Source organism: Basfia succiniciproducens (genome assembly GCF_011455875.1).
Taxonomy (GTDB): domain Bacteria; phylum Pseudomonadota; class Gammaproteobacteria; order Enterobacterales; family Pasteurellaceae; genus Basfia; species Basfia succiniciproducens.
On record NZ_CP015031.1, the window covers coordinates 1,367,277 to 1,392,752 of the forward strand.

Annotated in this window: 24 protein-coding genes; 7 read left to right on the forward strand and 17 right to left on the reverse strand. The window is 41.9% G+C overall.

What is annotated here, in order from left to right:
* Positions 1–1,767 (reverse strand): DNA primase, encoded by a 1,767-nt coding sequence (gene dnaG / locus A4G13_RS06145; protein ID WP_090656482.1) that lies wholly within the window; start codon positions 1,765–1,767, stop codon positions 1–3.
* A 129-nt stretch (positions 1,768–1,896) separates the two neighbouring features.
* Positions 1,897–2,112 carry a 30S ribosomal protein S21 gene (rpsU, locus tag A4G13_RS06150; protein WP_005717672.1) on the reverse strand — a complete coding sequence of 72 codons (216 nt, stop codon included), beginning with the start codon at positions 2,110–2,112 and terminating at the stop codon, positions 1,897–1,899.
* A gap of 225 nt (positions 2,113–2,337) precedes the next feature.
* Between rpsU and tsaD the strand changes: the two genes are divergently transcribed.
* The 3 genes from tsaD to A4G13_RS06165 all read left to right on the forward strand — a co-directional run bounded on the left by tsaD (position 2,338) and on the right by A4G13_RS06165 (position 4,267).
* Entirely contained in the window at positions 2,338–3,372 is a 1,035-nt protein-coding gene (gene tsaD / locus A4G13_RS06155) for a tRNA (adenosine(37)-N6)-threonylcarbamoyltransferase complex transferase subunit TsaD (protein WP_090656483.1), read from the forward strand.
* Between the two features lie 69 nt (positions 3,373–3,441).
* Positions 3,442–4,029 carry a thymidine kinase gene (locus A4G13_RS06160; RefSeq protein ID WP_090656486.1) on the forward strand — a complete coding sequence of 196 codons (588 nt, stop codon included), beginning with the start codon at positions 3,442–3,444 and terminating at the stop codon, positions 4,027–4,029.
* A 109-nt stretch (positions 4,030–4,138) separates the two neighbouring features.
* The gene (locus A4G13_RS06165; protein WP_041639950.1) at positions 4,139–4,267 is read left to right on the forward strand and encodes an entericidin A/B family lipoprotein; all 129 of its coding nucleotides are present in this window, start codon (positions 4,139–4,141) and stop codon (positions 4,265–4,267) included.
* A 112-nt stretch (positions 4,268–4,379) separates the two neighbouring features.
* Here A4G13_RS06165 and ligA read toward each other — a convergent pair whose 3' ends face one another.
* Together ligA and zipA are read right to left on the reverse strand one after the other, a co-directional pair.
* Positions 4,380–6,398, reverse strand: coding sequence for an NAD-dependent DNA ligase LigA (gene ligA, locus A4G13_RS06170; RefSeq protein ID WP_090656489.1), 2,019 nt, complete (start codon positions 6,396–6,398; stop codon positions 4,380–4,382).
* A gap of 81 nt (positions 6,399–6,479) precedes the next feature.
* Complete coding sequence (zipA, locus tag A4G13_RS06175) at positions 6,480–7,559, reverse strand: cell division protein ZipA (RefSeq protein ID WP_090656491.1); 1,080 nt, start codon at positions 7,557–7,559, stop codon at positions 6,480–6,482.
* A 261-nt stretch (positions 7,560–7,820) separates the two neighbouring features.
* Between zipA and cysZ the strand changes: the two genes are divergently transcribed.
* From cysZ to A4G13_RS06195, 4 genes are all read left to right on the forward strand, one after another.
* Positions 7,821–8,666, forward strand: coding sequence for a sulfate transporter CysZ (gene cysZ / locus A4G13_RS06180; protein ID WP_090656494.1), 846 nt, complete (start codon positions 7,821–7,823; stop codon positions 8,664–8,666).
* A gap of 174 nt (positions 8,667–8,840) precedes the next feature.
* On the forward strand, positions 8,841–9,791 hold the full coding sequence (gene cysK / locus A4G13_RS06185; protein WP_090656496.1) for a cysteine synthase A: 951 nt from the start codon (positions 8,841–8,843) through the stop codon (positions 9,789–9,791).
* 174 nt (positions 9,792–9,965) lie between these two features.
* Entirely contained in the window at positions 9,966–10,280 is a 315-nt protein-coding gene (locus tag A4G13_RS06190; RefSeq protein ID WP_165898014.1) for a transposase, read from the forward strand.
* Between the two features lie 11 nt (positions 10,281–10,291).
* Positions 10,292–11,104 carry an IS3 family transposase gene (locus tag A4G13_RS06195; RefSeq protein WP_041639880.1) on the forward strand — a complete coding sequence of 271 codons (813 nt, stop codon included), beginning with the start codon at positions 10,292–10,294 and terminating at the stop codon, positions 11,102–11,104.
* A 265-nt stretch (positions 11,105–11,369) separates the two neighbouring features.
* Here the strand turns inward: A4G13_RS06195 and A4G13_RS06200 are convergent, their stop codons facing one another.
* The 13 genes from A4G13_RS06200 to clpB form a co-directional block, all read right to left on the reverse strand.
* On the reverse strand, positions 11,370–12,992 hold the full coding sequence (locus A4G13_RS06200; protein WP_090656707.1) for a TadE/TadG family type IV pilus assembly protein: 1,623 nt from the start codon (positions 12,990–12,992) through the stop codon (positions 11,370–11,372).
* A gap of 22 nt (positions 12,993–13,014) precedes the next feature.
* A complete protein-coding gene (gene tadF, locus A4G13_RS06205) occupies positions 13,015–13,605 on the reverse strand; it encodes a tight adherence pilus pseudopilin TadF (RefSeq protein ID WP_090656709.1) in 591 nt (196 codons plus the stop codon).
* Positions 13,574–14,119, reverse strand: a complete 546-nt coding sequence (locus A4G13_RS06210; RefSeq protein ID WP_011200938.1) for a TadE/TadG family type IV pilus assembly protein — start codon at positions 14,117–14,119, stop codon at positions 13,574–13,576. Before A4G13_RS06210 ends, tadF begins: the two co-directional genes overlap by 32 nt.
* Positions 14,120–14,146: 27 nt before the next feature.
* On the reverse strand, positions 14,147–14,914 hold the full coding sequence (locus A4G13_RS06215) for a tetratricopeptide repeat protein (RefSeq protein ID WP_011200939.1): 768 nt from the start codon (positions 14,912–14,914) through the stop codon (positions 14,147–14,149).
* Positions 14,907–15,761, reverse strand: a complete 855-nt coding sequence (locus A4G13_RS06220) for a type II secretion system F family protein (protein ID WP_090656712.1) — start codon at positions 15,759–15,761, stop codon at positions 14,907–14,909. The genes A4G13_RS06215 and A4G13_RS06220 overlap by 8 nt, the downstream gene beginning before the upstream one ends.
* Entirely contained in the window at positions 15,758–16,639 is an 882-nt protein-coding gene (locus A4G13_RS06225) for a type II secretion system F family protein (protein ID WP_011200941.1), read from the reverse strand. The genes A4G13_RS06220 and A4G13_RS06225 overlap by 4 nt, the downstream gene beginning before the upstream one ends.
* Positions 16,636–17,916 carry a TadA family conjugal transfer-associated ATPase gene (locus tag A4G13_RS06230; RefSeq protein WP_011200942.1) on the reverse strand — a complete coding sequence of 427 codons (1,281 nt, stop codon included), beginning with the start codon at positions 17,914–17,916 and terminating at the stop codon, positions 16,636–16,638. The genes A4G13_RS06225 and A4G13_RS06230 overlap by 4 nt, the downstream gene beginning before the upstream one ends.
* A 15-nt stretch (positions 17,917–17,931) precedes the next feature.
* Positions 17,932–19,053 carry a CpaE/TadZ family protein gene (locus tag A4G13_RS06235; RefSeq protein WP_011200943.1) on the reverse strand — a complete coding sequence of 374 codons (1,122 nt, stop codon included), beginning with the start codon at positions 19,051–19,053 and terminating at the stop codon, positions 17,932–17,934.
* A gap of 18 nt (positions 19,054–19,071) precedes the next feature.
* The gene (locus A4G13_RS06240) at positions 19,072–20,448 is read right to left on the reverse strand and encodes a type II and III secretion system protein family protein (RefSeq protein WP_243739726.1); all 1,377 of its coding nucleotides are present in this window, start codon (positions 20,446–20,448) and stop codon (positions 19,072–19,074) included.
* A gap of 36 nt (positions 20,449–20,484) precedes the next feature.
* Positions 20,485–21,261 (reverse strand): hypothetical protein, encoded by a 777-nt coding sequence (locus tag A4G13_RS06245; protein ID WP_011200945.1) that lies wholly within the window; start codon positions 21,259–21,261, stop codon positions 20,485–20,487.
* Positions 21,262–21,297: 36 nt separating this feature from the next.
* The gene (locus tag A4G13_RS06250; RefSeq protein ID WP_090656716.1) at positions 21,298–21,735 is read right to left on the reverse strand and encodes an A24 family peptidase; all 438 of its coding nucleotides are present in this window, start codon (positions 21,733–21,735) and stop codon (positions 21,298–21,300) included.
* A gap of 88 nt (positions 21,736–21,823) precedes the next feature.
* A complete protein-coding gene (locus A4G13_RS06255; protein ID WP_090656719.1) occupies positions 21,824–22,054 on the reverse strand; it encodes a Flp family type IVb pilin in 231 nt (76 codons plus the stop codon).
* A 778-nt stretch (positions 22,055–22,832) separates the two neighbouring features.
* Positions 22,833–25,403, reverse strand: a complete 2,571-nt coding sequence (gene clpB, locus A4G13_RS06260; RefSeq protein WP_090656722.1) for an ATP-dependent chaperone ClpB — start codon at positions 25,401–25,403, stop codon at positions 22,833–22,835.
* Between the last annotated feature and the right edge of the window lie 73 nt (positions 25,404–25,476).

Below are 25,476 nucleotides of genomic sequence, written 5' to 3' on the forward strand. Positions count from 1 at the left end.
TTAACTATTATTTTGTTGTGGTCGGGCTAATAATTGTGCCAGCTCTTGTTTTTCCTCAGGGGATAAACCGGTACTACGATCCTTAGCAATCAACCTTTCGATATTTTGATCCGTAAACCGGACATAAAGATAAAGCAAGGTTTCCAAAAATGTTTCCTGGATTTTATCATCCGTTACTAAATGATCCCAAATCGCTAAAATTTCAAGGGGCTTACTGTATTGTGAGTCTCGCCAATACTCAAGAATTTGCCCCATGGTAATCCCCATATTGTCACGACATAATTTTGTTAATGCATAAAACAGCTCGAATCCCGGCTCATTTAGGCTTTTTAACGGCTCTAAATCATAATCTAACTGTGCCAATTGCGGATTTTGCAGCAACAAACCGATTAACAGACGCATCGGCGTACGTTTAACCGCAGGACTTTTTTCAATCGCTGTTTCCGGTTGTTCAATCTTGCTTGGAATTAAGCTTTCTAATTGGGTTTGATCGATAATCCCCAGTTTTTGCGCCAGAATATTGCGCAAATATAAACGCAGCATTTGCCCCGGAATCCGTTTAATCAACGGCACGGCTAAAGCGGCAAGCTTACTTTTCCCCTCTTTACTGGAAAGATCAACCTGTTCGATCAAATGCGTAAACATAAAATCGCTTAACGAAAGCGCTTTTTGAATATAGTCCTCAAAAGCATCTTTTCCGTATTGGCGGATATAGGTATCCGGGTCTTCGCCGTCGGGCAGAAAAACAAATTTTAACTGACGACCATCCTGTAAATAAGGCAAGGCATTCTCTAACGCCCGCCATGCTGCTTCCCGTCCCGCTCGGTCGCCGTCATAGCAACAGACAATCTGTTCCGATGCTCTGAATATCAGTTGAATCTGCTCTGCAGTAGTTGCAGTACCCAATGAAGCAACAGCATAATTTACCCCGAACTGCGCCAGCGCCACTACATCCATATAGCCCTCCACAACCAGCAGCATTTCAGGCAAATCGTTGATTTGCAGCGCCTCATACAGCCCGTAAATTTCATTACCTTTATGGTAAGTCAGCGTTTCCGGCGAATTCAGATATTTCGGCCGCTCATCAGTTAAAACCCGTCCGCCGAAAGCGATGGTTCTACCCCGACGATCACGAATAGGAAACATAATTCGGTTACGGAAACGATCATAAATATCACCGCGATCGTTGCGGGAAAGCATACCTAAATCAAATAATTTTTGCTGTTCCGCTTTTGTGGTACCGAAACGGCGTAACACCGCATTAAAACTGTCGGGTACAAAACCAATGGCAAAACGTTCGATGACTTCTTCCGACAATCCCCGCTTCTGCAAATAGGCTTGAGCGGGAATACTATGAGGCAATTGCTGCCGGTAAAACTCGGCAATATCATGCATCAATTCATAAAGATTGCGTTTATTTTGATAGTGCGGTTGAGATTTCTCGAATTTTTTATCACTGCCGGCTTCGCGGGGAACCTCTAAACCGAGGAAATTAGCCAGTTCTTCCACCGCTTCCAGAAATTCGAGTTTGTCGTATTCCATCAAAAAACCGATAGCATTACCATGGGCACCACAGCCGAAACAATGATAAAATTGTTTATTTTTACTTACGGTAAAAGAAGGGGTTTTCTCATGATGAAAAGGGCAGCAAGCCTGATAATTATTCGTGCCGGCTTTTTTGAGTTTTACCCGTGAATTGACTACATCCACTATATCAGCTTTAGCCAGTATATCGTTAATGAATGAACGGGGAATCGGAACGCCCATTAGCCAACCTCAAACAAGATAAGGAAATTAATGAAGACTACAATGAACAAAACCGTGATTCCCTTGCTCAATTCTGTTTCAGGGTTTCACGGTTTGTCGAACTCGAGTTTAATTAAATTAAAAATCTAATTAATATAAACGTGTATTACGAGCATTTTCACGAGCTACGCGTTTAGCGTGGCGTTTTGCACGAGTCGCGTTCTCACGTTTACGAATTGTAGTCGGTTTCTCATAGAATTCACGGCTGCGAACTTCTGCTAAGATACCCGCTTTTTCGCAAGAGCGTTTAAAACGACGTAATGCAACGTCAAATGATTCGTTTTCACGTACTTTAATTACTGGCATAAGCCATCACCTCTAAAATAATTTGATAATAAGTTAAGTTAATTTTGCAAAATTACTGAGCAACTTACTCAATAAGGTCGCCAATTTTAATCCAAATTCATAGCAAAAGTAAAGTATTGATTTGTTGTTTTATGAGCAAACACCGCTTTAACGCTCAACAAACAATGAAAAGTGCGGTAGAATTTGCCACAAATTTTTAAGACTTTTTAAATTAAGAGAAAATCCATGCGAATCTTAGGAATCGAAACATCTTGCGACGAGACGGGCGTCGCTATTTACGATGAAGACAAAGGGCTGATTGCCAACCAGCTTTATACGCAAATTGCGCTGCACGCCGATTACGGCGGCGTTGTGCCCGAACTTGCTTCGCGCGATCATATCCGAAAAACCGCTCCGTTAATTGAAGCTGCATTGCAGGAAGCGAATTTAACCGCAAAAGATATCGACGGCATTGCCTATACCTGCGGTCCGGGATTAGTGGGTGCGTTATTGGTCGGTTCCACCATCGCCCGTTCGCTCGCCTATGCCTGGAACGTGCCTGCTGTCGGCGTTCATCATATGGAGGGACATTTATTGGCGCCGATGTTGGAAGATGCCGACAACAGACCGCAATTTCCCTTTATTGCGCTGCTTGTTTCCGGCGGTCATACCCAATTAGTCAAAGTTGAGGGTGTCGGCAAATATGAAGTAATGGGCGAAAGCATTGATGATGCCGCCGGCGAAGCCTTTGATAAAACGGCGAAATTATTGGGCTTGGATTATCCTGGCGGTGCGGCGCTTTCCCGTTTGGCGGAAAAAGGCAGTGCCGGACGTTTTGTTTTTCCGAAACCAATGACGGATCGCCCCGGATTGGATTTCAGCTTTTCGGGTTTGAAAACCTTTGCCGCCAATACCATTAATCAGGCAATTAAAAACGAAGGCGAACTCAGCGAGCAGACGAAAGCGGATATTGCCCATGCCTTCCAAACCGCCGTAGTGGAAACTCTTGCGATAAAATGCAAACGCGCGTTAAAGGAAACCGGTTATAAACGTTTAGTGATCGCCGGCGGAGTAAGTGCCAATAAACAGCTTCGTCAAGGGCTTGCAAACCTGATGGACGATTTAAAAGGACGGGTCTTTTATCCCGCCCCGCAATTTTGTACGGATAACGGCGCAATGATTTCTTATGTGGGTTATCTGCGTTTGAAACACGGCGAACGCGCCGACCTTGCTATCGAAGTGAAACCTCGCTGGCCGATGATCGAACTTGAAGCAATTTAGGGTTCGTTTATCTTTTATAAACGGACCCTAACCTAAAAAATAATAAAAAATTAACCGCACTTTTAAATTATGGCAAAACTTTATTTTTACTATTCAACAATGAATGCAGGGAAATCCACTACCCTGCTGCAATCCGCCTATAACTATAACGAGCGCAATATGAACACCTTGGTTTATACCGCGGCGATTGACGATCGCTTTGGCGCCGGCAGGGTAACATCCCGCATCGGCATTAGCCAACAAGCTAAATTATTCAATAGAGAAAGCAATCTATTTGAAGAAATAAAAAGGCATTTAGCTTCGGAAAAACTCCATTGCATCCTCATTGACGAAGCGCAGTTTCTGACCAAACAACAGGTTTATCAGCTAACTGATGTAGTTGACCTATTGAATATCCCTGTGCTTTGTTATGGCTTGCGTACGGATTTTCAGGCTGAATTATTTGAAGGAAGCCAATATTTGTTAGCCTGGGCGGATCAATTGGAAGAACTGAAAACCATTTGCCATTGCGGTCGCAAAGCGAACTTTGTGCTGCGTTTAAACGAGCGGGGCGATGTGGTCAAAGACGGCGAGCAAATCCAAATCGGCGGCAATGAGCGCTATTTATCGGTATGCCGTTTCCATTTCAAACAAAAAACGGGCAAACTGCATAATTAAAGTCTGTTTAACGGCCCCTAATAAAAAACCGTAATATGGAAAATTTTCTTGCTAAAAATACGGAATTAAAATAAAACTAATACATCAACCCAACAAAGAGGTGCAAATTATGAAAAAGATTATGGCATTATTAGTCGCCGGTGCGTTTATTTTCACTTTATCGGCTTGTGAAACCACAAAAGGCGTGGGTAAGGATATCCAAAATGCCGGTCAAAAAATGGAGCAAGTATTCAATTAATTGATTGATTGAAAAACTGATTCGACTACCTAATTTACGGGAACAGATCAAAGTGCGGTCAAAAAAATTAAATTTTTTAACCGCACTTTTGTTTTACCCGCTTTCAAGCCGGTTAGCGCTTGTAAGCGTTCACAATAGCCAGAAATTCCGCCTCGCTCATCACCGCCACGCCCAATTCCTGCGCTTTGGTTAATTTGGAACCGGCATTGTCGCCGGCAATCACAAAATGAGTTTTGGCGGAAACGCTGCCCGCCGCTTTTGCGCCGAGCTGCTGCAGCAAATCTTTTGCCTCGTTTCGCCCCATTTGCGTTAATGTGCCGGTAAGCACAACGGTTTTGCCTTTGAAAGGATTCTCGCCCGCTTCTTTTGTTTCAACGGTTTCCCAATGAATTCCTTGAGCAATCAGATCATTTACCGCATCAATATTATGCTGCTCGCGCCAAAATACATAAATACGGTTTGCCACCACTTCGCCCACATCCGCCACTTCCTGCAATTGCTCCGGGCTTGCCGCCTGTAAGGCGTCTAAATTCTTAAAGTGATTCGCCAGATTCAGCGCCGTCGCCTCGCCCACTTCACGAATACCTAAGGCAAAAATAAAGCGAGCAAGCGTGGTGTTTTTCGCTTTTTCCAAACTGTCCAACGCATTTTGAGCGGATTTTTCCCCCATACGCTCCAAACGCATAAGTGTAATTAAATCCAATTTAAACAGATCCGCCGGCGTGCGGATAAGTTCTTTATCCACCAACTGCTCAATCAGTTTTGCCCCGACACCGTCAATATCCATTGCCCGACGGGAGACAAAATGTTTAAGCGCTTCTTTGCGCTGGGCGTCACAGAATAAGCCGCCGGTACAGCGTGCCACCGCTTCGCCTTCAATACGCACGATTTTAGAACCGCAAACCGGGCATTGAGTCGGAAAAACAATAGCCTGCGCATTAGCCGGACGGCGTTCGTGAAGCACGCCGATAATTTGCGGAATCACATCCCCCGCCCGACGAATAACCACCGTATCGCCAATGGCTATATCAAGGCGCGCAATTTCATCGCCGTTATGTAAAGTTGCGTTACTCACGGTAACGCCCGCCACAAACACCGGCTCAAGTTTTGCCACCGGCGTAATTGCGCCGGTTCTGCCCACTTGGAATTCAACATCATTTAACCGGGTTAATTCCTCTTGCGCCGGAAATTTATAGGCAATCGCCCAACGCGGCGCTTTAGAAATAAAACCTAATTCCCGCTGCAAGCCAATATCGTTGATTTTTAACACCGTACCGTCGATATCGTAACCCAAGGTCGGACGCTTTTGCTGCATACTGCGGTAAAATTCCAGCACTTTTTCGCTTCCGTCACATAGCTGAACTTCAGAATTTACCGGAATACCCACGGATTTCAGCCATTGCAGCCGTTCATAATGAGTAGCGGGCAATTCCACGCCTTCGGCAATGCCAACACTGTAAGCATTAAACACCAAAGGACGCCGGCTGGTAATTTTCGGGTCTAACTGGCGCAGTGAACCCGCCGCCGCATTACGCGGATTGGCAAAAGTTTTCTCACCATGTTCAAGGGCACGCTCATTCAGGCGGTTAAAACCTTCGTGCGGCATAAAAACTTCACCGCGCACTTCCAGCCGGGCCGGCGGATTGTCCGTTAATAATTGCAAGGGAATATTGCGGATAGTGCGAATATTTAAGGTAATGTCTTCGCCCGTTGTGCCGTCGCCGCGGGTCGCCGCTTGAGTTAATACGCCGTTCACATAAAAAATACTCACCGCCAGCCCGTCTAATTTAGGTTCGCAACAAAATGTCAGCGATTGCGGCAACACAATCAATCGATCCTGAATACGCTTTACAAAGGCATTAAATTCTTCATCTGAGAAAGCGTTATCCAGCGATAACATGGGAAGTTCATGGGTGATTTGAGCAAATCCGGCAAGCGGCTTGGCGCCGACCCGTTGAGTCGGCGAATCCGCCGTAATTAACTCCGGGTGCTGTTGCTCCAGCGCTTTTAGTTGATGAAATAAACGGTCGTATTCCGCATCGGGGATTTTCGGATCGTCTAATACGTGATATTGATATTCGTGATAACGCAGCGTATCCCTTAATTGTTTAATTTGTTGATTAATATCCATTATAGTCAAGTCCTGAGAAAGCAAACCGCACTTTTAACAAACGCAAAAGTGCGGTCTTTTTTTCGAAAATTTTAAATCCGTTTATTTTATTTTGGCTAAATATTCTTCTTCCGCCGCATCGGTAAACAGCTCTTGCTGTTCCGTTAATACAAAACCGCCAAGTTGCTGCGCCAAAGTTTTGGCAGAACGAATCATAATTTTTAAATTGGTACGATCATTGCCGGGAGAAGGAAGACGCATAAAAATCGCCACGCCGTCGGTAAAAAACTCATGCAGCGTATAAGGATTAAATGTTCCCGGTTGAGTAATATTGGCGGCACTGAATAACACCGGACTTGCTACGGTTAAATCCAAATGGCGATGATAAAGATTATCTTCACCTAAAGAGAAACCTAAATCTTCCAAAGCCTGAACTAAAACCGTCCCTTGGAACTGACGGTTTTCCGCCGCCGCCACATATAACATCACAAAAGAAACGTCTTCATCTTCGTTATTATCTGACTCTTTTTCCTGTTGTGCCGGTTGGTCGAATTCAATAGGTTGTTGTAACGGCGCCCGTGAAAGCGGCGATTGGGTAAAAATCTGATTGCCTTCCTGTGACGCTTCCTGCAATTGAGTACGTAAATATTCGGAAGAAGAATTAACCCCTTCGTTCGGATCTACTGTCGCCTCGATATCCGCAATAGTTTGCCGGGCAAGATTTTGTTGCACAGGTTGCTGATAATAAGGTTCGTTCGGCTGTTGATAATATTGAGGTTCGGTATTACGGCGGGACGGTCGCATTTCATAAATAGGAGCGGATTCCGCCGGTGCCGGTTCGACATTCGGTAAGGTAATTTTAATTTGATCGACCGATTGGGGCTCGGCTCTAACCGGCGTTTCCTGAGTTATAGGTTCAGGTTCTGTATTTAAAGGCTGTTGAACCGGCGGTTCCTGATGAATTACCGCTTGTTTCGGTTGAGTAAACGCCGGTGCCACATTTCTTGCCTGCTTATAAGATTCCGGAGTTGAAATAGGCTCGTCCTGTCGATTTGCGCGACCGAATGTATTTGCATTTTCAAAATATTGTGATTTTTCACGACGATTCGACCATAACCCATGAGCGACCAGCGCCACAAGTGCAAGAATACCTAAAATAATTAAAATCGTATTTAAATCCATCGTTCGGCTATCCTATTTCCTGTTTTTACAACTATATTCACATTCTAATCATGTGATCTAAAATGTCCCTAGCTTACCATATTTTATTGATTTAATGGTATGTTTATCTTGAAATTCGCCGGCGAATTCAATGTTTAATAACTCATATTACCAGTAAATTCCGCGAATATTCGTCGTAAGATAAAATCTTTGCTTTTTCCGACCGCACTTTGTATGCTAGCCCTCATTCGTTTTTTAATCTATATTTTTTTAGGGAGTTTTATGAAAAAAGAAAAGGAAATAAAATCCGGGTTTCATTATTTTGTCATGGGCTGGCATTTAATCGGCCAACAAGGCTTGAGACGTTTTGTGGTTATGCCGGTTTTGCTCAATATTGTACTGCTCAGCGGGCTCTTCTGGCTTTTTGTCAGTAAAATCAGCGATATGATCGAAGGGGTGATAAGCTTTATTCCCGATTGGCTAAGTTGGTTAAGCGGTATTTTACTCGCTTTGTCTATCTTAATGATTTTACTTGTTTTTTATTTTATTTTTAATACGTTATCGGGCTTTATCGCCGCTCCTTTTAACGGCTTGCTGGCGGAAAAAGCGGAAGCCATGCTTACCGGCGAGTCCGGCGAAAATATGACGACCATGGAATTTATTAAAGACACGCCGAGAATGCTGGCACGCGAATGGCAAAAACTGCTTTACAGTTTACCGAAATATATCGGTTTATTCCTTTTAAGCTTTATCCCGCTTATCGGGCAAAGCCTGATTCCGGTGCTGACCTTTTTATTCACCGCTTGGATGATGGCAATTCAATATTGCGATTATCCTTTTGATAATCATAAAATTTCTTTCCCGACAATGAAATTCAAACTCAATGAAAACCGTATTCAAAATGTGACTTTCGGTACGTTTGTCACCCTTTGTACATTTGTGCCTTTTATTAATTTTGTGATTATTCCGGTAGCGGTTTGCGGTGCGACGGCAATGTGGGTGGACACTTATCGGAAACAGCTTTATCTTGATAAAAATCCGCAAAAATCTACCGCAGTTTCAACCGCCTCGACGGAAAAACCGGGTAGCGATATAGCGCGCCGCTCAAACAATATTCGAAACAGATAATTAAATAAATCAAAAGGTTATCAAGTTTTTCCGTTTTTATTTATTAAGGTCGGTAGTATACCGACCTTTTTATATAAACGTTGGTTATAAAATAGATCAAATAACTATTTTTTTAATATAAAGGCTAGTGCTATAAATATTGCAACTAAAGCATAGTTCTGAGGAGAACATTTTATGACAATTTTTGCAGATAACTCATATTCAATCGGTAATACTCCGTTAGTTCGTTTACATAACTTCGGTCACAACGGAAACCTTGTTGTTAAAATTGAAAGCCGTAACCCAAGTTTCAGTGTGAAATGCCGTATCGGTGCAAACATGGTATGGCAAGCGGAAAAAGACGGCGTTTTAACTAAAGACAAAGAAATTGTTGACGCTACAAGCGGTAACACAGGTATTGCTCTTGCTTATGTAGCTGCCGCCCGCGGTTATAAAATTACTCTGACTATGCCGGAAACAATGAGCCTTGAGCGTAAACGTTTATTACGCGGTCTAGGTGTAAACCTGGTGTTAACGGAAGGCGCAAAAGGTATGAAAGGCGCTATTGCTAAAGCGGAAGAGATCGTCGCATCGGATCCGAACCGTTATATCATGCTAAAACAATTTGAAAACCCGGCGAATCCGGCAATTCACCAACAAACCACAGGTGTCGAAATTTGGCAGGCGACCGAAGGTAAAGTGGATGTGGTTGTTGCAGGCGTGGGTACCGGCGGTACAATCACAGGTATTTCCCGAGCAATTAAGCTGGACCAAGGCAAACAAATTACTTCCGTTGCCGTAGAACCTGCCGAAAGCCCGGTTATTACACAAACCTTAGCCGGCGAAGAAATTAAACCGGGTCCGCATAAAATTCAGGGTATCGGTGCCGGTTTTATTCCGAAAAACTTAGATCTTTCGCTTATCGACCGCGTTGAAACCGTAGATAGCGATACGGCAATAAAAACCGCCCGCCGTTTAATGGCTGAAGAAGGTATTCTTGCTGGTATTTCATCCGGTGCGGCAGTTGCGGCGGCGGATCGTTTAGCAAAATTACCGGAATTCCAAGATAAATTAATCGTAGCGATTCTTCCTTCCGCTTCAGAACGTTATTTAAGTACGGCGTTATTTGAAGGTATCGAAGGCTAATTAAAGTAAAAAACACAACATAATAATTCCCTTTAACCCCCTTTGCGGTCAATATCAATTATGAATTGACCGCTTTTTTATGACTGTAACGCCCCCCTCAGTCACTATGTAGTGGTAGACTAATTCCGCAGTCCTCAATAAGTGGTAAAATAACATCACAAATGAGGAAATATTATGAGAAGAACATTTAGCGCAGAATATAAAGCTGAAGCAGTAAAATTAGTGACTGAACGAGGATATTCAGTTTCTCAAGCTTGCCGAGAGTTAGGTGTGGGTGAAACAGCACTTCGTCGCTGGATAAGTCAAGTTCAAGCGGAGCAACAAGGTTACGTTTTAGCTGGTTCAAAGCCAATTAGCCCAGAACAACAACGAATTCGAGAACTTGAAAATCGTATTAAAGAACTTGAAGAAGATAAGGCCATTTTAAAAAAGGCTACAGCGATTTTAATGTCACTCGAAAACAAAAATACCAAGTCATTACGACGTTAAAATCGCGAGGAATCAACCGGTTATGTGAGCTATTTAGCGTGTCTGAAAGTGCTTACTACGCCCATTTGCGCACAGCCAAAAAGCCAGCGAAACACACAGCTTTAGCCGTTGAAATCAAGGCAATTTTTGATGCAAGCCGAAGTTCAGCAGGCAAACGAACGATTCAATCGCATTTGAAAGAGAAAGGTATTTTTGTGGGGTTGTATTTAATTCGTAAGTTAATGAATAAGCAAGGATTATTTAGTAAGCAACCGCAAAAATGGCGCAATCCTAGTAAAGGAAACAGTCAAGTTTTTGAGAATATACTAAGTCGAGAATTTACGCCTGATAGCCAAACGACCGTGCTATGTGGTGACACGACCTATATAAAAATCAATGGGATATGGTGCTATTTAGCAGTGGTAATTAATTTATTAAATCGTCAAGTCGTCGGTTGGAAGCTAAGTCGCTATCATGATAGTGAGCTGGTTAAAGATGCACTGAATCATGCGATGCTGAATATTGAACGCACGGAGCGAATGTTGTTCCATTCAGACCAAGGTAGTATTTATGGCAGTGAAATCTTTACTGATTCAGTTAAGAAACATGGGCTTACACAAAGTATGAGCCGTCGTGGTAACTGTTGGGACAATGCGCCGATGGAGCGTTGGTTTCGGAGTTTTAAATATGAATGGATGCTGAAAGGGGGTTATAGTGATTTTGAAAGTGCTGTAAATGATGTGAGAGAATATGTGATGTATTATAATCACATTCGCCCACATAGCTATAATCAAGGTCTATCTCCGATTTTAGCAAAAACAACTTATCGGAGACTGTTAAATTAGTTGACCACTACACTACGTGACAGCTCCCCCCATAAAGGGGGGAGCGAAAAGGGTTAGAATTATAACCATCGGCTACAACATTTATGTCCTGTTTAAGGTAGTTGTTTTTAAAATTAACCGTTAATCGACATATGAGTCCGCCATTATTTGGAAACTACAGAATAACGACCAACGCACTTATTTATTGAGGACTGTAGTACTAACCTATACATTTTTCGCTCCCCCCTTTATGGGGGGAGCTGTCACGCAGTGACTGAGGGGGAAACTAATTACTATAATAAGTCGGTTCTTTATAGGTTGAGTGACCGACTTCTTCCACCAATCCGATTATTTTTCTGAAAGATTCTAAAAGTTCTTCCTTGTTATTAGCAACATAATAATATTTACCTACACATTTTTCCCATGCCGCTTTTTGCGTGCCTGACGGACCGTAACCAAAAGCGACAAAGCCGATACGGGTCGGTTGTTCCAGATAAGTCTTATCCTGTAATGAATTTAGTTTGCTTTTGATTTTCTCGCACATTCCTTGGTTAATTAATGTACTCGTAATATTTAATGAGCTGCTGGCATTATTAATTTGATCCTCCCCATCAGAAAGCACCAATATAATTCGCTGTGTATTAGCGCCTAATTTACTTGGTTGAGCGTTTTCATCCGGGGTTGTATTCATTAATAAATTAGCACCAATTAACAAGCCGGAACTGGATAATGTCGCACCCAAAGCCGGAACTCGATTAAACCGGCTAACAAGATCTGCCGATTCATTTTTTCCCGCCCAAATATAAGTCGAATTAATACGGTTATTTGCGCTACCTAAACACCATGAATTTTTACTAAAATACATAAGGGAACTCAAATCTTTTCCGTCAAAAGAATTAATTGATTCAATTGTTTTATCATAATCAACAAATGCATCAAAATACTGTGCTAATGTTGCATAAGAATAACGTTGCTGGTTACTACCTACATAAGAAAGCAATTCGGAGTATTGGATAGTAGTATAGTAATAACCTCCGTAATAACTATTACGAACGCTTATGCTTGGTTTTATTTCATAAGGCAAATAACATTGAGCAGTATTATTTTGCTGTTGCGCTCCAAACGCAAATGACGTAAAGCCGATTCGATTGTATTGGCTGATAACTTTGCCTTCTTCAGTGTTATTTTGCTCAAGAAGCTCTTTGGCAATTGCGGAAACGACTTCTCTAAGAATATCTATTTTAGCAGTACCATATTTTGTACCGCTCACACTAGAATTCATTGAGCCACTCAAGTCCGCTACCAACATTAGATCAATAGGGATAATTTCATCCAGATTTTTCTGTATATAGATTTTATTAGCGTTAATGGTTGTTGTTTCGGCAAAACTAAGCCCGTTATTTTTACCGAGATAGAGCCAGGAAGGGCGCTCGAATTTGCCGGATATTTCACAAGCGATACTCTTTAATTGTTCGCCGTTTGGACCTTGCAGGTTGTTGCATTGATAGTCATATTTATCGCTGATTTTTAGATTATCCTTAAAATAGGTTGAGGGGTAATAATAGTGACGGACTAATCCGCTCACCAACTCTTGGTTACGTTTGTATTTTTGTGCCGAAAAGGTGTCGCTGAAACCTTCTAATTCTTCTTTAGTCACCGTTTGACGAAGTACATCCGCATGCTTTTGATTTGTCGTTCTGAAATCATTATTCTCCGCCATTAACGCCAGCCCCGCCTGTTCTATTCCCTGTGAAAAACGGGCTTTATCCAGCAACATTCCCGAACCGTCAACAGTTAACGCCACTAAACCGATTAAAAAAAATGACAATATTCCCATGATCACCGCATAGGCACCGTCTTCGTTTTGAAAAAATTGCTTTAACTTGATGAAATAATGATATTTTTTCATAGCAAATTTCCTACTTGGCAGATTAACGGGAAACCGTAATAGAAGAAGAACGTATCGTCTCTTTCATATTTTTTGCCACACCCGGCACCAGCGCGCTGAAAAAGCTGTAATTAGGCACGCAAACGGTAACCTGATATAAAGGGATTTTTCTTGTATCGTTGATTTCGGATCGTGGCGAGAGATTTTCCAACCCTTGCAAACTATCATAAGGTTCGCATTTGGCACGGTCTCCGATTATGCGGTAAACCGAATTTTGCGGTGCCAAATATTCCAATACGACATAAATTTCTTTATTGCTGTTTTTATCGCCAAAAGCCATTCGTTTGGCAAGCAATTTAAAGTTGTTTACGTCGCGATTATTCACATTTTCGGTCGCTAAATTTTCTTTACCGTCGTATAGCTGGGTTCGTTCGCGCAAAATATTAGCCAAAGAATAAGAAATATTATCCAACCGCCCGGTTGTGGAACGTAACATTGCCAAATCCGTCATAAAAGCCAGAATCAGAATCAGCAAAATCAGCATGAATACGAATTCAATGGTAACGGAGCCGCGCTGCTGGCGAATAAAACGGCGTAAAGGGCTAATTGTTGTATCGGAATGAAGGACGTTCATATTCTTGCACCACAAAAATCTCCCGGTTAAACATCGGGTTAATCCATTGTTCGGAAATAAAAGGCAACGGCACTAAAAAGCGATAACTATAACTTAAACTGTAACGCGCGATACTGGCGTCCGCACCGGTCGGCGAAACGGCTACGCCGTTAACTATAGTAGGCTGTCTGAAAACTTCATTAACCAAATCATCAACGGATTCCGCATATTCAACCTTCACGTCGATTTTCTCGTCTCTCACATCAAAAAAAGCCAATACCGCATTATTTTGCTGTTGATGTTGTTGCTCTAATACCGTTCTAAACAAGCTGGCGTAATCATTATTTTCCGCCCGTTGGTTTTTGGTTATGCGCACACTTTCCGTTAACAGATAATCCCAATAAGAGGTGAATAATGTTAAGCGGGCAAGTTCGAGAATCATAAATACAACCATAAAGAAAAGACCCACCGTCAAGGTGAATTCGATAGAAGAAACCCCCTTTCGGCAAGATAATAATTTTCTTATTTTGTTCATATGACATTCTCGGCTGAAATCAAAACATTATTTTTTATAACGGGCAGTCGTAACTTTATTAGGGACTTTTTCGGTTTTCTTTAACGCATTAACTAAATCTTCCGGCGAAGTATTTAACCGCTCTTTTTTTATAATATCCAAAGCGTAATTAGTGTCGCCGCTTTTCACCAGCGCAAAAACCAGATTATGTACCAAGCGCTGTTCTTTTGCACCGTTTAAATATTGAGGTAATAATAGATTTACCGCATTTTTATAATCACCGTTAATAATTTTTAACATTGCGAGATTATTAATAGCGATAACGTCGTTAATAAAGCGGTTTCTGGCGGAATTAATATCCTGCTCGGCATTTTTATATTTTCCTAATTGCGCATTTGCAATACCGCGCAAATTATAGGCTTCGGAATTATGCGGATATTTACTTATTAACATGGAAGCCGAACTGATTGCCTCATTATAATTCTGTAATTGAATTAAATTACGAATTTGCAAAATAGTGGCTGACTGAAAATAAAGATTTTGTTCATTTAATAAAGGCTGTAAATAATCCAATGAAGATTGGCTGTCGCCTTTTTGATAATAAGTAAGCGCTAATTTATAACGAACGGAATTATCTTCCGTTGTTTTTAACTGTTCGCGGTAAAGGGAAATCAAACCGTTATAATTGTTAGTGGAATGATAGAGTTTTTCTTTTGCGACAAAACTCTCGGAATCGCTCATAGGGAGACCGGAGCAACCGCCAAGTGCAAAAATTAAAGATAAAAATAATGCTTTTTTCATTGAGTTGTTAAACATTTGGAAATACCCTCATCACACCAGGTGCGACAATTAAAATAATAATCGGAAACATAATAAATAAAATTAAAGGCACGCTCATCTTAGCGGAAAGCGTACCTAAATGTTCTTCGATGGTCAGTAGTTGAAGTTCCCGCATATCTGACGATAATTGCAATAAATGACTATAAATCGAAGAACCGAAATTTAAACTTTGTTGCAATACGGTAGTAAACATACGGATTTCTCTGGTCGGCAAAGAAACGGCCAAGGTATCCAATGCCGACGGTAGACCGATAATTTCCGCCTTACGGATAATTCTGAGCATGACGTAACTTAAATCCGGATTCAGAATCTTAAAATCCTCCGCCACACGTAATAACGCGGCATTAATAGTCATCCCGGTTTGTACGCAAATCGCCACCAAATCCACAAAACTTGGCAAGTCGGTCATCATGTTTTTAACTTTGCGGTTTAAAATCATGTTGGCGAGAGAGCCGGGAATTAAAATCACCAAAACGAAAATAACCGCACCGGCAATTGCCAGGCTTTTTCTTTCCGCATCCAGATTAAAAAGCGCGTAAATACCGGTTAATATTAAAGTAATAAAAAGTTTCACTTTAATATTTTTATCTATGGTGCTTAATATATTTAAAAACTTATTATTAGTAATAATTAATTGTTCTAACTCAACTTGCTGTTGATTTTTATTTTTCTGCGTTTCTTTATTGTTTTTTTCTTTCGGATACATACCGGAAATAATATCCTGATTTCTGCTCAATTTCTTTTTATTGGAAACCGCCAGAAAAAAAACTAAAAAACCGGATAAGGTTAATGCCAAATAAAATAACAAGGTTCCCAATATCATGTTGCTTTCCTCATTAACCACCAAATAATTCCCATACCTAAGGATTCGCTGCCTAACACATAATAAAGAATCATTCGTCCGCCCGGATCATTTAATAAAAACTCAAAATTTTCTGGCATCATAAATTTCATAAAAATAAAAAATGCCACCGGGAACGAAGCCACAATCATTGCCGACATTCTTGCCTCGGAAGTCATCGCGCTTTTTTTCTTTTCCATTTTTTTACTGTCCGCAATAACCCGCCCCAAACGCAGAATAACCTCCCGCATTTGTCCGCCTTTATCCAGATTCACCCGGATAATGGTAATAAAGAAATAATATTCTTTATAAGGATAGCGGCTATAACTGTCTTCAAAAACCGAATTGGCATCCTCGCCGATAGCCAAACGTTTATGAATCGCGGTGAATTCCTCGCCAATCTGCCCGCTGATATCTTTGCCGCAACGTTCCAAAGCTTGTAATAAACCGGCTCCCGAAGAAGTTGCCGAATTAAGAATTTGAATCACTTCCGGAAACATTTCCTCAAATTCTTTTCTATTTCGCCGTTGCCCCAATTTCCATACGATAATAAAAAACAGAACGAGAAAAACGCCTAAGAAAATAAATTTATCAACTTTTATATATAAATAATTTAAAGTGTGAAAAAAGAAAAAAATAATTAAGGTTAACAATACGTTTCTTAATAAATTCCGTTCATTCCCAGCCGTAAAATAATATTTCCAAAGTGCGGTCTTAAATTTAATATTTTTGAAAAACTCGTTAATAGTTTTAAATGAATCATCATTCTGATTAATCTTCTTTTTAGCAGAATTTAAATTAAGCGCCGTATAAGTAAATAACAGCAAACTGAAGATAATAATCAGATAATACAAAATCATTGCAAACCCTCGAATATACTTTGCAACTCATTGCTTAAATTAAATATTTGCGCGTTCTGGTACACCACGGAATTGGATAACAAGCCGTGAGAAATAAACTCACCGATAATTTTTCCGTTTTCATCCCGGTATTTACTCGGCTGATAAGTGAAAATATCCTGTAAAACAATATGTCCGCTTTCCATCCCCATGATTTCCGTAATATTGGTGATTTTTCTCGAACCGTCATTTAAGCGGGAAGCCTGCACAATAATATTCACCGCGGCGGCGATATTGCGTCGAATCGCCTCAAGAGGCAAAGAGGCGTTTGCCATCATCACCATACTTTCCAGACGGGAAGTGGCGTCTCGAGGACTATTGGCGTGCAGAGTAGACATTGAACCGTCATGCCCGGTATTCATTGCCTGCAACATCTGGAACGCTTCCGCACCGCGGCATTCCCCCACAATAATCCGTTCCGGGCGCATCCGCAGCGCATTAATAACTAAGTCCTGCATGGTAATGGCACCGGTTCGCTCAACACCGGCAATCCGGGTTTCCAAGCGCACCACATGGGGCTGTTCTAAACGTAATTCCGCCGTATCTTCTAAAGTAATCACCCGTTCCGTATGAGAAATATAATTGGATAAAGCGTTTAATAACGTGGTTTTGCCCGAACCCGTCCCGCCGGAAACGATTATGTTCACCCGGGAACGGGCGGCGATAATCAGAAAATTTGCCATTTCCAGCGTCATGGAACCGAAATTCACCAATTCCTGTAAAGATTTTTTATTTTTGCTGAATTTACGAATGGAAATGGAGGTACCGTCTAAAGCGATAGGCGGCACTACCACGTTTAAACGGCTACCGTCCGGCAGGCGCGAGTCCACCAGCGGCGAACCGTCGTCAATCCGGCGCCCTACTCGCGCCACCAGCCGTTTGGCAATATCCGTCAGCTGTTCGTTATTAATAAATTGCTTGTTGGTTTTTTCCAGAATACCGGCGCGCTCAATCCATACGTCATCCGGGCCGTTCACCAGAATATCGTTTATCGTGTCATCTTCCATTAATTCCCGTAACGGACCGTAACCTGTGATTTCATCGGCAATAATCTCCGCCATACCGGAAGCGTCAAGGGCGGTAAGATAATGTCCGTGCTGATTGCTGACCTGATAAACAATCTGCACCAGTTCGTCAACCAATTTACCGTATTCACTCTGAATTTCGTCAAGTTTCTCAATATCCAGATTGCTCAACACTTCATTACGGAAAAAAACTTGTTGCTCTTTAGTTAACATAGAACGCCTTCATATCTAACGATTGAATAACAGACGATAAAGCCCCTTAAACAGGCTTTTATTTTCATTGTTCAAATTATTCCGCGACAATACGCCGATAATTTTCATTGCCAGAGTATAAAAAGATTTTTTGTGGGCTTTGCTCAAATTTAATGCCAATATGGTTTTAGCTTCGGTGTTTTTAATAAAAGGAATCACCGCATCCACCGTCGCGCCCAATAGGGTCTCAATATCCGATTTTGCCATTAGTTTTTCACTTTTCGGCTTATGATCGGAAATGCAAACGAACACTCGGACCGCCTGATTGGTAAGGCTGCGCAGGCGATCGCATTGTTCCAGGAACTGTTTCGCCACACGCAGTGCACCGATTCGGCGCTCCACCACTAACACAAAGCTGTTGCTGTATTTAAAAAATTCGGGATACAGATCTTTATCAATATTAAAGATCGGCTGATCATAAATAACGAAATTATATTTTTCCGTCACTTTATCATTCAGCCCCTGAGGCACTCCGTTAAAAATATCAAGATATTCGTCATATTTGGCAATATCGCCCTGTAATTTTTTATCAAAAGCAAGATCCAAATCCTGTGAGCCGTTAGGGCCTTGCGCAAGCAACACCGGCACTTTTTTCTTGCTGATAATCTGATTGGCAATATGGGTTGCAATTAAGCTACTGCCGATTCCGCCTTTGCAGCCTAATACACAAACGTTCACGGTATGTCTGGTATGAGGAATGCTGATTTTTGATGAGGTAATTTTTTCCATCATCAAATGCAATTGCGTATCCGCATGGAAATATAAAATCCCGGTATCCGCTAAATTTTGCGCCAAGGTAATGGAATCGGAATTGCCCACCGCACAAATCCAAAGGTTTTGCGGCACAATGGCGGTGATATGTTCCGCAATTAACGAAACATCCGTTTCATCTTTTATATCAATAATCATGCCGATAATGTCTTCTGGGCTAAAAGCGATATCCGCAGAAAGAAAATGGCGCTTGCGTTGTTCGACATTTTCAAAACCGCGAGTGCGCAATAGCTGCGACACATTGTTTTGCATTTCCTCCGAATCCGACAACACCACAATTTTACGGGCGCCGTTTTGGTTCGATTGATTCTTATCAAGTAATAACATGATTAACCCCGCCCGGAATTATTGGATAAACCCGCCGTTTTTCATAAAATTTGTCGTTAATGTTTTATGATAAACATTCTTAAACGGCATTAAATTGAAAAAGCGTTCTAACGTACCGGTTTGCTCAAATGAAGGATAAATTACCTTTTCCGCATCGTTTGGCGTAACTAAATTAACCGTTGCCACCACTACCAATTCTTTAGTTTCACGAGAAGTCGTCACACTGCGGAAAAACGCTCCCAAGATTGGAATATCGCCAAACAGAGGAACCTTTGAAACCCCTTCTAAATCACTGGAACTGAGCAAACCGCCGATAATAAAGCTTTCGCCGTTACCCACTTCAAAGGTGGATTTCGCGCGGCGGGTTTGGAAATAAGGAATATCCCCCACACTTGTATAGGTGTAATTCCCCGCCAAGGTGCTGACCTCTTGCGCTAAAACGATCCGAACCTGATCATTTTTTTGCACTTTGGCGCCTACCATCAGCTTTACCCCGAAATCTTTATAAATAATGCTCGTGTTGCCGTCACTGTCCCGCTGAGCAAAAGGCACTTCGCCCCCCACCAAAATATCGGCGGTTTCGCCCGATAACATCGAAATATTGGGTTCGGCTAAAATTTTACCGTTATTCGCATTATTAACCGCGGTGATAAATGCGCTTAACCGGTTAGCGTTAATCAATGCGATTGAACCTGTAGTGCCGTCGAATCCGCCCGAATATCCGTTAGCGCCGGAAGTCCAGTTCTCCAGTACGGAACCGGATAAATGCTCCCATTTTATGCCGAGCGAATCGGAGAAATTTTTATTCACCTCGGCAACCGTTAATTTCACATTGATTTGTTTGGTCTTGTCGACATTCGTATTATTAATCACACCGTTATATTCATATTTATCTAAAAACGGTATTTTCTCATCAGACATACCATTACCGCGTTTTAATGTGGTTTCGGTAACTTTAGGCGCAACACCGATAGCCTCTCCTACAATACGGTTTACTTCTTCACTTTCGTGCTGGGTATTTGCTTTTCCTTCAATGACATAGGCTTTCCCTAATTTTTTTACCTGTAGGTTACTATTAGGAAAGCGGGCTTTAATTTGTTTGTTGGTATCAACAATATTATTAATTAAAGCATTCACATTCAGCGTATCGGTATATAAAATATTGCCGTTTGCATCAAATGCCGTTACATCCGTGGTACCCTCCTGTTTGCCGTAAACCATAAAACTGTAATCGTCTACAATTTCATAATCGGCGACTTCGGAAGAAGAAACAAAAATCGTATCGATTTTTTTATCCAGCTCAATATATTTGCTTTTTCCCTGTTCCAAATACATGGGTTTTGCGAAAATCGGAGCGGCGCAAACCAACATAAATGCCGTTAGCGCGGCAGTCATTATTTTTCTTGTTATCTGTTTACAAATCGGCATAGGTTATTGACCTCTCAATTCTCTAATAAAAATGCCACGGTGATTCGGCTCACCCTGCTTCCATATATTGTTGGGAAATAAAATTAAATTGGCGCCCTTAGGTAGGGAGTAAAACTTTTGCAGTTGCTGCGCGTTAAGCTTGACGCTAATATACCCGACGATATTTCTATCCATTAATTTCTCATCTTGTCCATAAATTTTGCTTTGCAGAACCACCGTATCGCCAACCAGTTTAATCAGTTCCGTACGTTCCTTATTGTTTTTACCACCGGCAATTTGCTGGCTGCCAACAGAAACATGGCTCCCCGCCCGTAAAGTATCAAAAATATAACCATTCTCAGCTTTAATATAAATGCGGTACGCCACTTCCTGCATTGGATCAAGGCTCGACAGCAAATAGTCCGGATGTTGAGGGGAAAGCAATAAATCCGGTGATAAAAACGAACCGACTTGCAGAGTTTGTTTTGCCAGATAACCCTGCAAAGAGGAATTTTCATTGTTTGCCAACCAGGCTTTTAAATCGAAATTAGCCCTTGCGTCATCGGAATCTACCGTTAGTTCGCTTAAGGCATAATCCTCCGCTTGCAATAATGTGCCTTGCGGGATTTGTCGGGTAGTTTGGGCAATAAGAATAGAGATTTGCGATTTAGGGGCGGTTTTTTCGCTCGTGGTCTGTTGCTGCGGTGTATTCGGGCTTTCCTCAGGCAGCATAAAAAACAAGCCGCTAAGCCCCATTGCGAGAATAAGGAATGAAATAAAAAACAGCACTCGATAATTCATATTATATCCTTTTACATTCTCCCGGGAATTTACCTGCTAAGAAGCAAACAACCACAAGGTGGCCAAATATCCCGAACTAATGGCAACGCCGTAAGGCAATCCGTTTTGTTTAATGGATTGGCGAAAAAAAAGCCAACCGATAATAATTAACAAAAGACCAAAAACTGCGGTCAGAAAAAAGAAAGAAATAAGCTGTGCAGGAGGAATTGAAAGCATTAACACCGCAATTAATTTAGCATCGCCGCCGCCCATCACATTCAACGTAAATAAAATAAAACAGACGGCAAGCCCGATAGCTCCTTGCAACACAAACACCTGTTCATAGTTCAGCCAACTTAATGCAACCATGGTAAAAAACAGACTGATAATTACCCGGTTGCCGATAATTCTTGATTTAATATCCGTCCAACTTAAATAAATCAGTTGCAAAACAGCGGTTAAATAAAGCCCTATAGTGAGTTGGTTGGTTAGCATAAAACTACATTTGTGTCGTTGTTATAATTAAGTAGGCACACGCCCAGAAACGTGCGCCATTAAAGATTTGCTAGTAATATGGGGTTAATTACCCACCAGTTACATCGGTACCTGCCACTTTTCCTTTTAGCTCACCAAACTTAGTTTTTAGTGCACCAATGAAGCCATCATCACTTGAAAACGCAATCACAATAAATGCTGCCATAGCAACTGCAATCAAACCATATTCGATTGCGGTTACGCCTTTATGATCCTGTTTGAAACGACGGATAGCTTCCGTTGTTGCAATATAGGTTTTGGTTGTTAAATTGGTTAACATAGATTTCTCCTGATTTTATTTGGATTCTTTATATTGCTGATTGCGATCAACATAAATTGATCGCCGATTACATAGAACCATAAGTTTTTAAGTAAACTTATGTAAATTTATGTAAGCTCGTGAATGCTATCATGGATTTAAATATTAATTCAACTATAACTGTTTGTATTTTATACAACTTTTTAATAAAAATTAAAAAAATCAAATATAGATCACATTTTTTATGTAAAATTTAAGCGGGTTTTATTGGTAATTTTAATAAGTTTTGTAAATTTAATGTAAATTTATGTATGTATAATTGGCCGTTTTTTATGGCTGCGCCCCCTCAGTCACTACGTGACAGCTCCCCCAGCTTCGTGGGGGAGCGATATTTTTTTGTGTATTTTGATAACGACAATGCCATTTCAGTCTATTCCTTCGCCCCCTCAGTCACTGCGTGACAGCTCCCCCATAAAGGGGGGAGCGAAAAGGGTTATAATCATAACCATCGGCTACAACATTTATGTCCTGTCTAAGGTAGTTGTTTTTAAAATTAACCGTTAATCGATATATGATCCGCCATGATTTGGAAACGACAGAATAACGACCAACGCACTTATTTATTGAAAACTGTGGCATTAACCCATACATTTTTCGCTCCCCCCTTTATGGGGGAGCTGTCACGCAGTGACTGAGGGGGGGCGGATTTTCCAGTGTCTACAACACTTCAAAAAAGCCCCAAAAAAATACCGCACTTTTATCTCTAAAAGTGCGGTATAAATTGACAGAATTTTATATTTTACTGTTTCGCAACCACTTTGCCGTCTTCGTAATCCACGGTAACAGGTTTTGCCGGTAATAATTTGCCGGACAAAATTTGTTGTGCCAACGGATTTTCGATTTCCTGTTGAATTGCGCGTTTGAGCGGTCTTGCGCCATAAACCGGATCGTAACCGACTTCGCTGATAAAATCCAACAAGGTTTCGCTAAAGTTAATTGCATAACCGTGTTGCTCCATACGTTTGGTTAAGCGGGCTAATTGGATTTGTGCAATCGCCTTGATGTTTTCTTTCGCTAACGGATGGAATACCACGGTTTCATCAATACGGTTGATGAATTCCGGACGGAAATGTTGGCCGACCACCGACATCACGATTTCCTTCATGCCTTCATAACCGAGATCTTTATTTTCCTGAATTAAATCCGATCCTAAGTTTGATGTCATAATCACCACGGTATTGCGGAAATCCACGGTTCTGCCCTGCCCGTCGGTTAAACGCCCGTCATCCAATACTTGCAATAAAATATTGAATACATCGTGATGGGCTTTTTCCACTTCATCCAATAAAATCACCGAATAAGGTCGACGACGCACCGCTTCGGTTAAATAACCGCCTTCTTCATAACCCACATAACCCGGAGGCGCCCCCACCAAACGGGATACGCTGTGTTTTTCCATAAACTCGGACATATCGATACGCACCATGGCGTTTTCATCGTCGAACATAAAGTTCGCCAGCGTTTTACAAAGCTCGGTTTTACCCACCCCGGTAGGCCCTAAAAACAGGAAGGAGCCAATCGGACGGTTCGGGTCGGAAAGCCCCGCACGGCTACGACGGATAGCGTTCGCCACCGCTTCCACCGCTTCACCTTGCCCGATAACGCGTTTATGTAATTCCTCTTCCATACGCAATAATTTTTCTTTTTCGCCTTCCATCATGCGGGAAACCGGAATACCGGTTGCGCGGGAAAGTACCTGGGCGATTTCTTCGTCGGTCACGCGGTTACGCAACAGACTCATTTCCTTGCCTTCTGCGCTATCTGCCGCTGCAAGTTGTTTTTCCAATGCCGGAATCGTGCCGTATTGCAATTCGGACATCTTATTCAAATCGCCGGCGCGACGTGCCTGTTCCATTTGCGTACGGGCGTTTTCAAGCTCGGCTTTAATATGTTGCGTGCCGGAAAGGGCGGCTTTTTCACTTTTCCAGACTTCTTCCAGCTCCGCATATTCCCGTTCTTTTTCGCTTAATTCTTTTTCAAGCATATCCAAACGCTTGCGGCTTGCTTCGTCTTCTTCTTTCTTCAATGCCTGTTGTTCAAGTTTTAATTGAATAATACGACGATCCAAACGATCTAACGGCTCAGGTTTGGAATCGATTTCCATACGAATGCTGGATGCCGCTTCATCAATCAGATCGATCGCTTTATCCGGTAATTGACGATCGGAAATATAGCGATGAGAAAGCGTTGCCGCCGCTACGATTGCCGGGTCGGTAATTTGCACGTGATGGTGCAGTTCATAACGCTCTTTCAAACCGCGCAGAATGGCAATGGTGTCTTCCACTGTCGGTTCATCTACAAATACTTTTTGGAAACGGCGTTCAAGTGCGGCGTCTTTTTCGATGTATTGACGATATTCGTCTAAAGTCGTCGCCCCTACGCAATGCAATTCGCCACGGGCAAGAGACGGTTTTAACAAGTTGCCCGCATCCATAGCGCCGTCGGTTTTACCGGCGCCTACCATGGTGTGAATTTCATCAATAAACAAAATCACCTTGCCTTCTTCTTGCGCCAGCTCTTTTAATACCGCTTTCAAACGTTCTTCAAATTCGCCGCGGTATTTTGCCCCGGCAATTAAAGCGCCCATATCAAGGGAAAGTACGCGTTTGCCTTTCAACCCTTCCGGCACTTCGCCGTTTACGATACGTTGTGCCAGACCTTCTACGATAGCGGTTTTACCTACACCAGGCTCACCGATTAACACCGGGTTATTTTTGGTACGGCGTTGTAACACCTGGATTGCACGACGGATTTCTTCATCACGACCGATTACCGGGTCAAGCTTGCCGCTTTCCGCCCGCTCGGTTAAGTCAATAGTATATTTTTCAAGAGCCTGACGGCTTTCTTCCGCATTTTGATCATTCACGCTTTGTCCCCCACGAATGGTTTTAATCGCTTGTTCTAAACTTTCTTTTTTTGCACCGCACTTTTTAAGTAAATCGCCAAGGCTGCCTTTTTCTTCCAATGCGGCCAGTAAAAATAATTCCGATGAAATAAATTTATCATTGTTGCGCTGTGCAATTTTGTCGCACAAATTCAATAAATTCAGTAGCTGACGGGAAATCTGCACATCTCCGCCGTTGCCGGAAACCTGCGGCAATTTATTGATTTCACTATTTAATTCCGCTTTCAACGCCCCGACATTCACGCCGGCGGAAGTCAAAATCGGCGCCACCGAACCGTCTTGCTGATTAATCAAGGCGCTCAGCACATGAACCGGCTCGATATATTGATTATCCTTTCCCAATGCTAATGACTGCGCTTCGGCCAATGCCTGTTGGAATTTTGTGGTAAATTTTTCGATATTCATAGTTGCCTTCCTTAAAATTCATAGAACATTTTTTGTTCACAAAACAGTAAATGAGATTAAATTCCGGCGTTTC

What these genes read in the sequence shown, in the direction of transcription:
- dnaG (WP_090656482.1), bottom strand. Translation starts at nt 1,767, where the DNA reads ATGGGCGTTCCGATTCCCCGTTCATTCATTAACGATATACTGGCTAAA.
- rpsU (WP_005717672.1), bottom strand. Translation starts at nt 2,112, where the DNA reads ATGCCAGTAATTAAAGTACGTGAAAACGAATCATTTGACGTTGCATTA.
- tsaD (WP_090656483.1), top strand. Translation starts at nt 2,338, where the DNA reads ATGCGAATCTTAGGAATCGAAACATCTTGCGACGAGACGGGCGTCGCT.
- A4G13_RS06160 (WP_090656486.1), top strand. Translation starts at nt 3,442, where the DNA reads ATGGCAAAACTTTATTTTTACTATTCAACAATGAATGCAGGGAAATCC.
- A4G13_RS06165 (WP_041639950.1), top strand. Translation starts at nt 4,139, where the DNA reads ATGAAAAAGATTATGGCATTATTAGTCGCCGGTGCGTTTATTTTCACT.
- ligA (WP_090656489.1), bottom strand. Translation starts at nt 6,398, where the DNA reads ATGGATATTAATCAACAAATTAAACAATTAAGGGATACGCTGCGTTAT.
- zipA (WP_090656491.1), bottom strand. Translation starts at nt 7,559, where the DNA reads ATGGATTTAAATACGATTTTAATTATTTTAGGTATTCTTGCACTTGTG.
- cysZ (WP_090656494.1), top strand. Translation starts at nt 7,821, where the DNA reads ATGAAAAAAGAAAAGGAAATAAAATCCGGGTTTCATTATTTTGTCATG.
- cysK (WP_090656496.1), top strand. Translation starts at nt 8,841, where the DNA reads ATGACAATTTTTGCAGATAACTCATATTCAATCGGTAATACTCCGTTA.
- A4G13_RS06190 (WP_165898014.1), top strand. Translation starts at nt 9,966, where the DNA reads ATGAGAAGAACATTTAGCGCAGAATATAAAGCTGAAGCAGTAAAATTA.
- A4G13_RS06200 (WP_090656707.1), bottom strand. Translation starts at nt 12,992, where the DNA reads ATGAAAAAATATCATTATTTCATCAAGTTAAAGCAATTTTTTCAAAAC.
- tadF (WP_090656709.1), bottom strand. Translation starts at nt 13,605, where the DNA reads ATGAACGTCCTTCATTCCGATACAACAATTAGCCCTTTACGCCGTTTT.
- A4G13_RS06210 (WP_011200938.1), bottom strand. Translation starts at nt 14,119, where the DNA reads ATGAACAAAATAAGAAAATTATTATCTTGCCGAAAGGGGGTTTCTTCT.
- A4G13_RS06215 (WP_011200939.1), bottom strand. Translation starts at nt 14,914, where the DNA reads ATGTTTAACAACTCAATGAAAAAAGCATTATTTTTATCTTTAATTTTT.
- A4G13_RS06220 (WP_090656712.1), bottom strand. Translation starts at nt 15,761, where the DNA reads ATGATATTGGGAACCTTGTTATTTTATTTGGCATTAACCTTATCCGGT.
- A4G13_RS06225 (WP_011200941.1), bottom strand. Translation starts at nt 16,639, where the DNA reads ATGATTTTGTATTATCTGATTATTATCTTCAGTTTGCTGTTATTTACT.
- A4G13_RS06230 (WP_011200942.1), bottom strand. Translation starts at nt 17,916, where the DNA reads ATGTTAACTAAAGAGCAACAAGTTTTTTTCCGTAATGAAGTGTTGAGC.
- A4G13_RS06235 (WP_011200943.1), bottom strand. Translation starts at nt 19,053, where the DNA reads ATGTTATTACTTGATAAGAATCAATCGAACCAAAACGGCGCCCGTAAA.
- A4G13_RS06240 (WP_243739726.1), bottom strand. Translation starts at nt 20,448, where the DNA reads ATGACTGCCGCGCTAACGGCATTTATGTTGGTTTGCGCCGCTCCGATT.
- A4G13_RS06245 (WP_011200945.1), bottom strand. Translation starts at nt 21,261, where the DNA reads ATGAATTATCGAGTGCTGTTTTTTATTTCATTCCTTATTCTCGCAATG.
- A4G13_RS06250 (WP_090656716.1), bottom strand. Translation starts at nt 21,735, where the DNA reads ATGCTAACCAACCAACTCACTATAGGGCTTTATTTAACCGCTGTTTTG.
- A4G13_RS06255 (WP_090656719.1), bottom strand. Translation starts at nt 22,054, where the DNA reads ATGTTAACCAATTTAACAACCAAAACCTATATTGCAACAACGGAAGCT.
- clpB (WP_090656722.1), bottom strand. Translation starts at nt 25,403, where the DNA reads ATGAATATCGAAAAATTTACCACAAAATTCCAACAGGCATTGGCCGAA.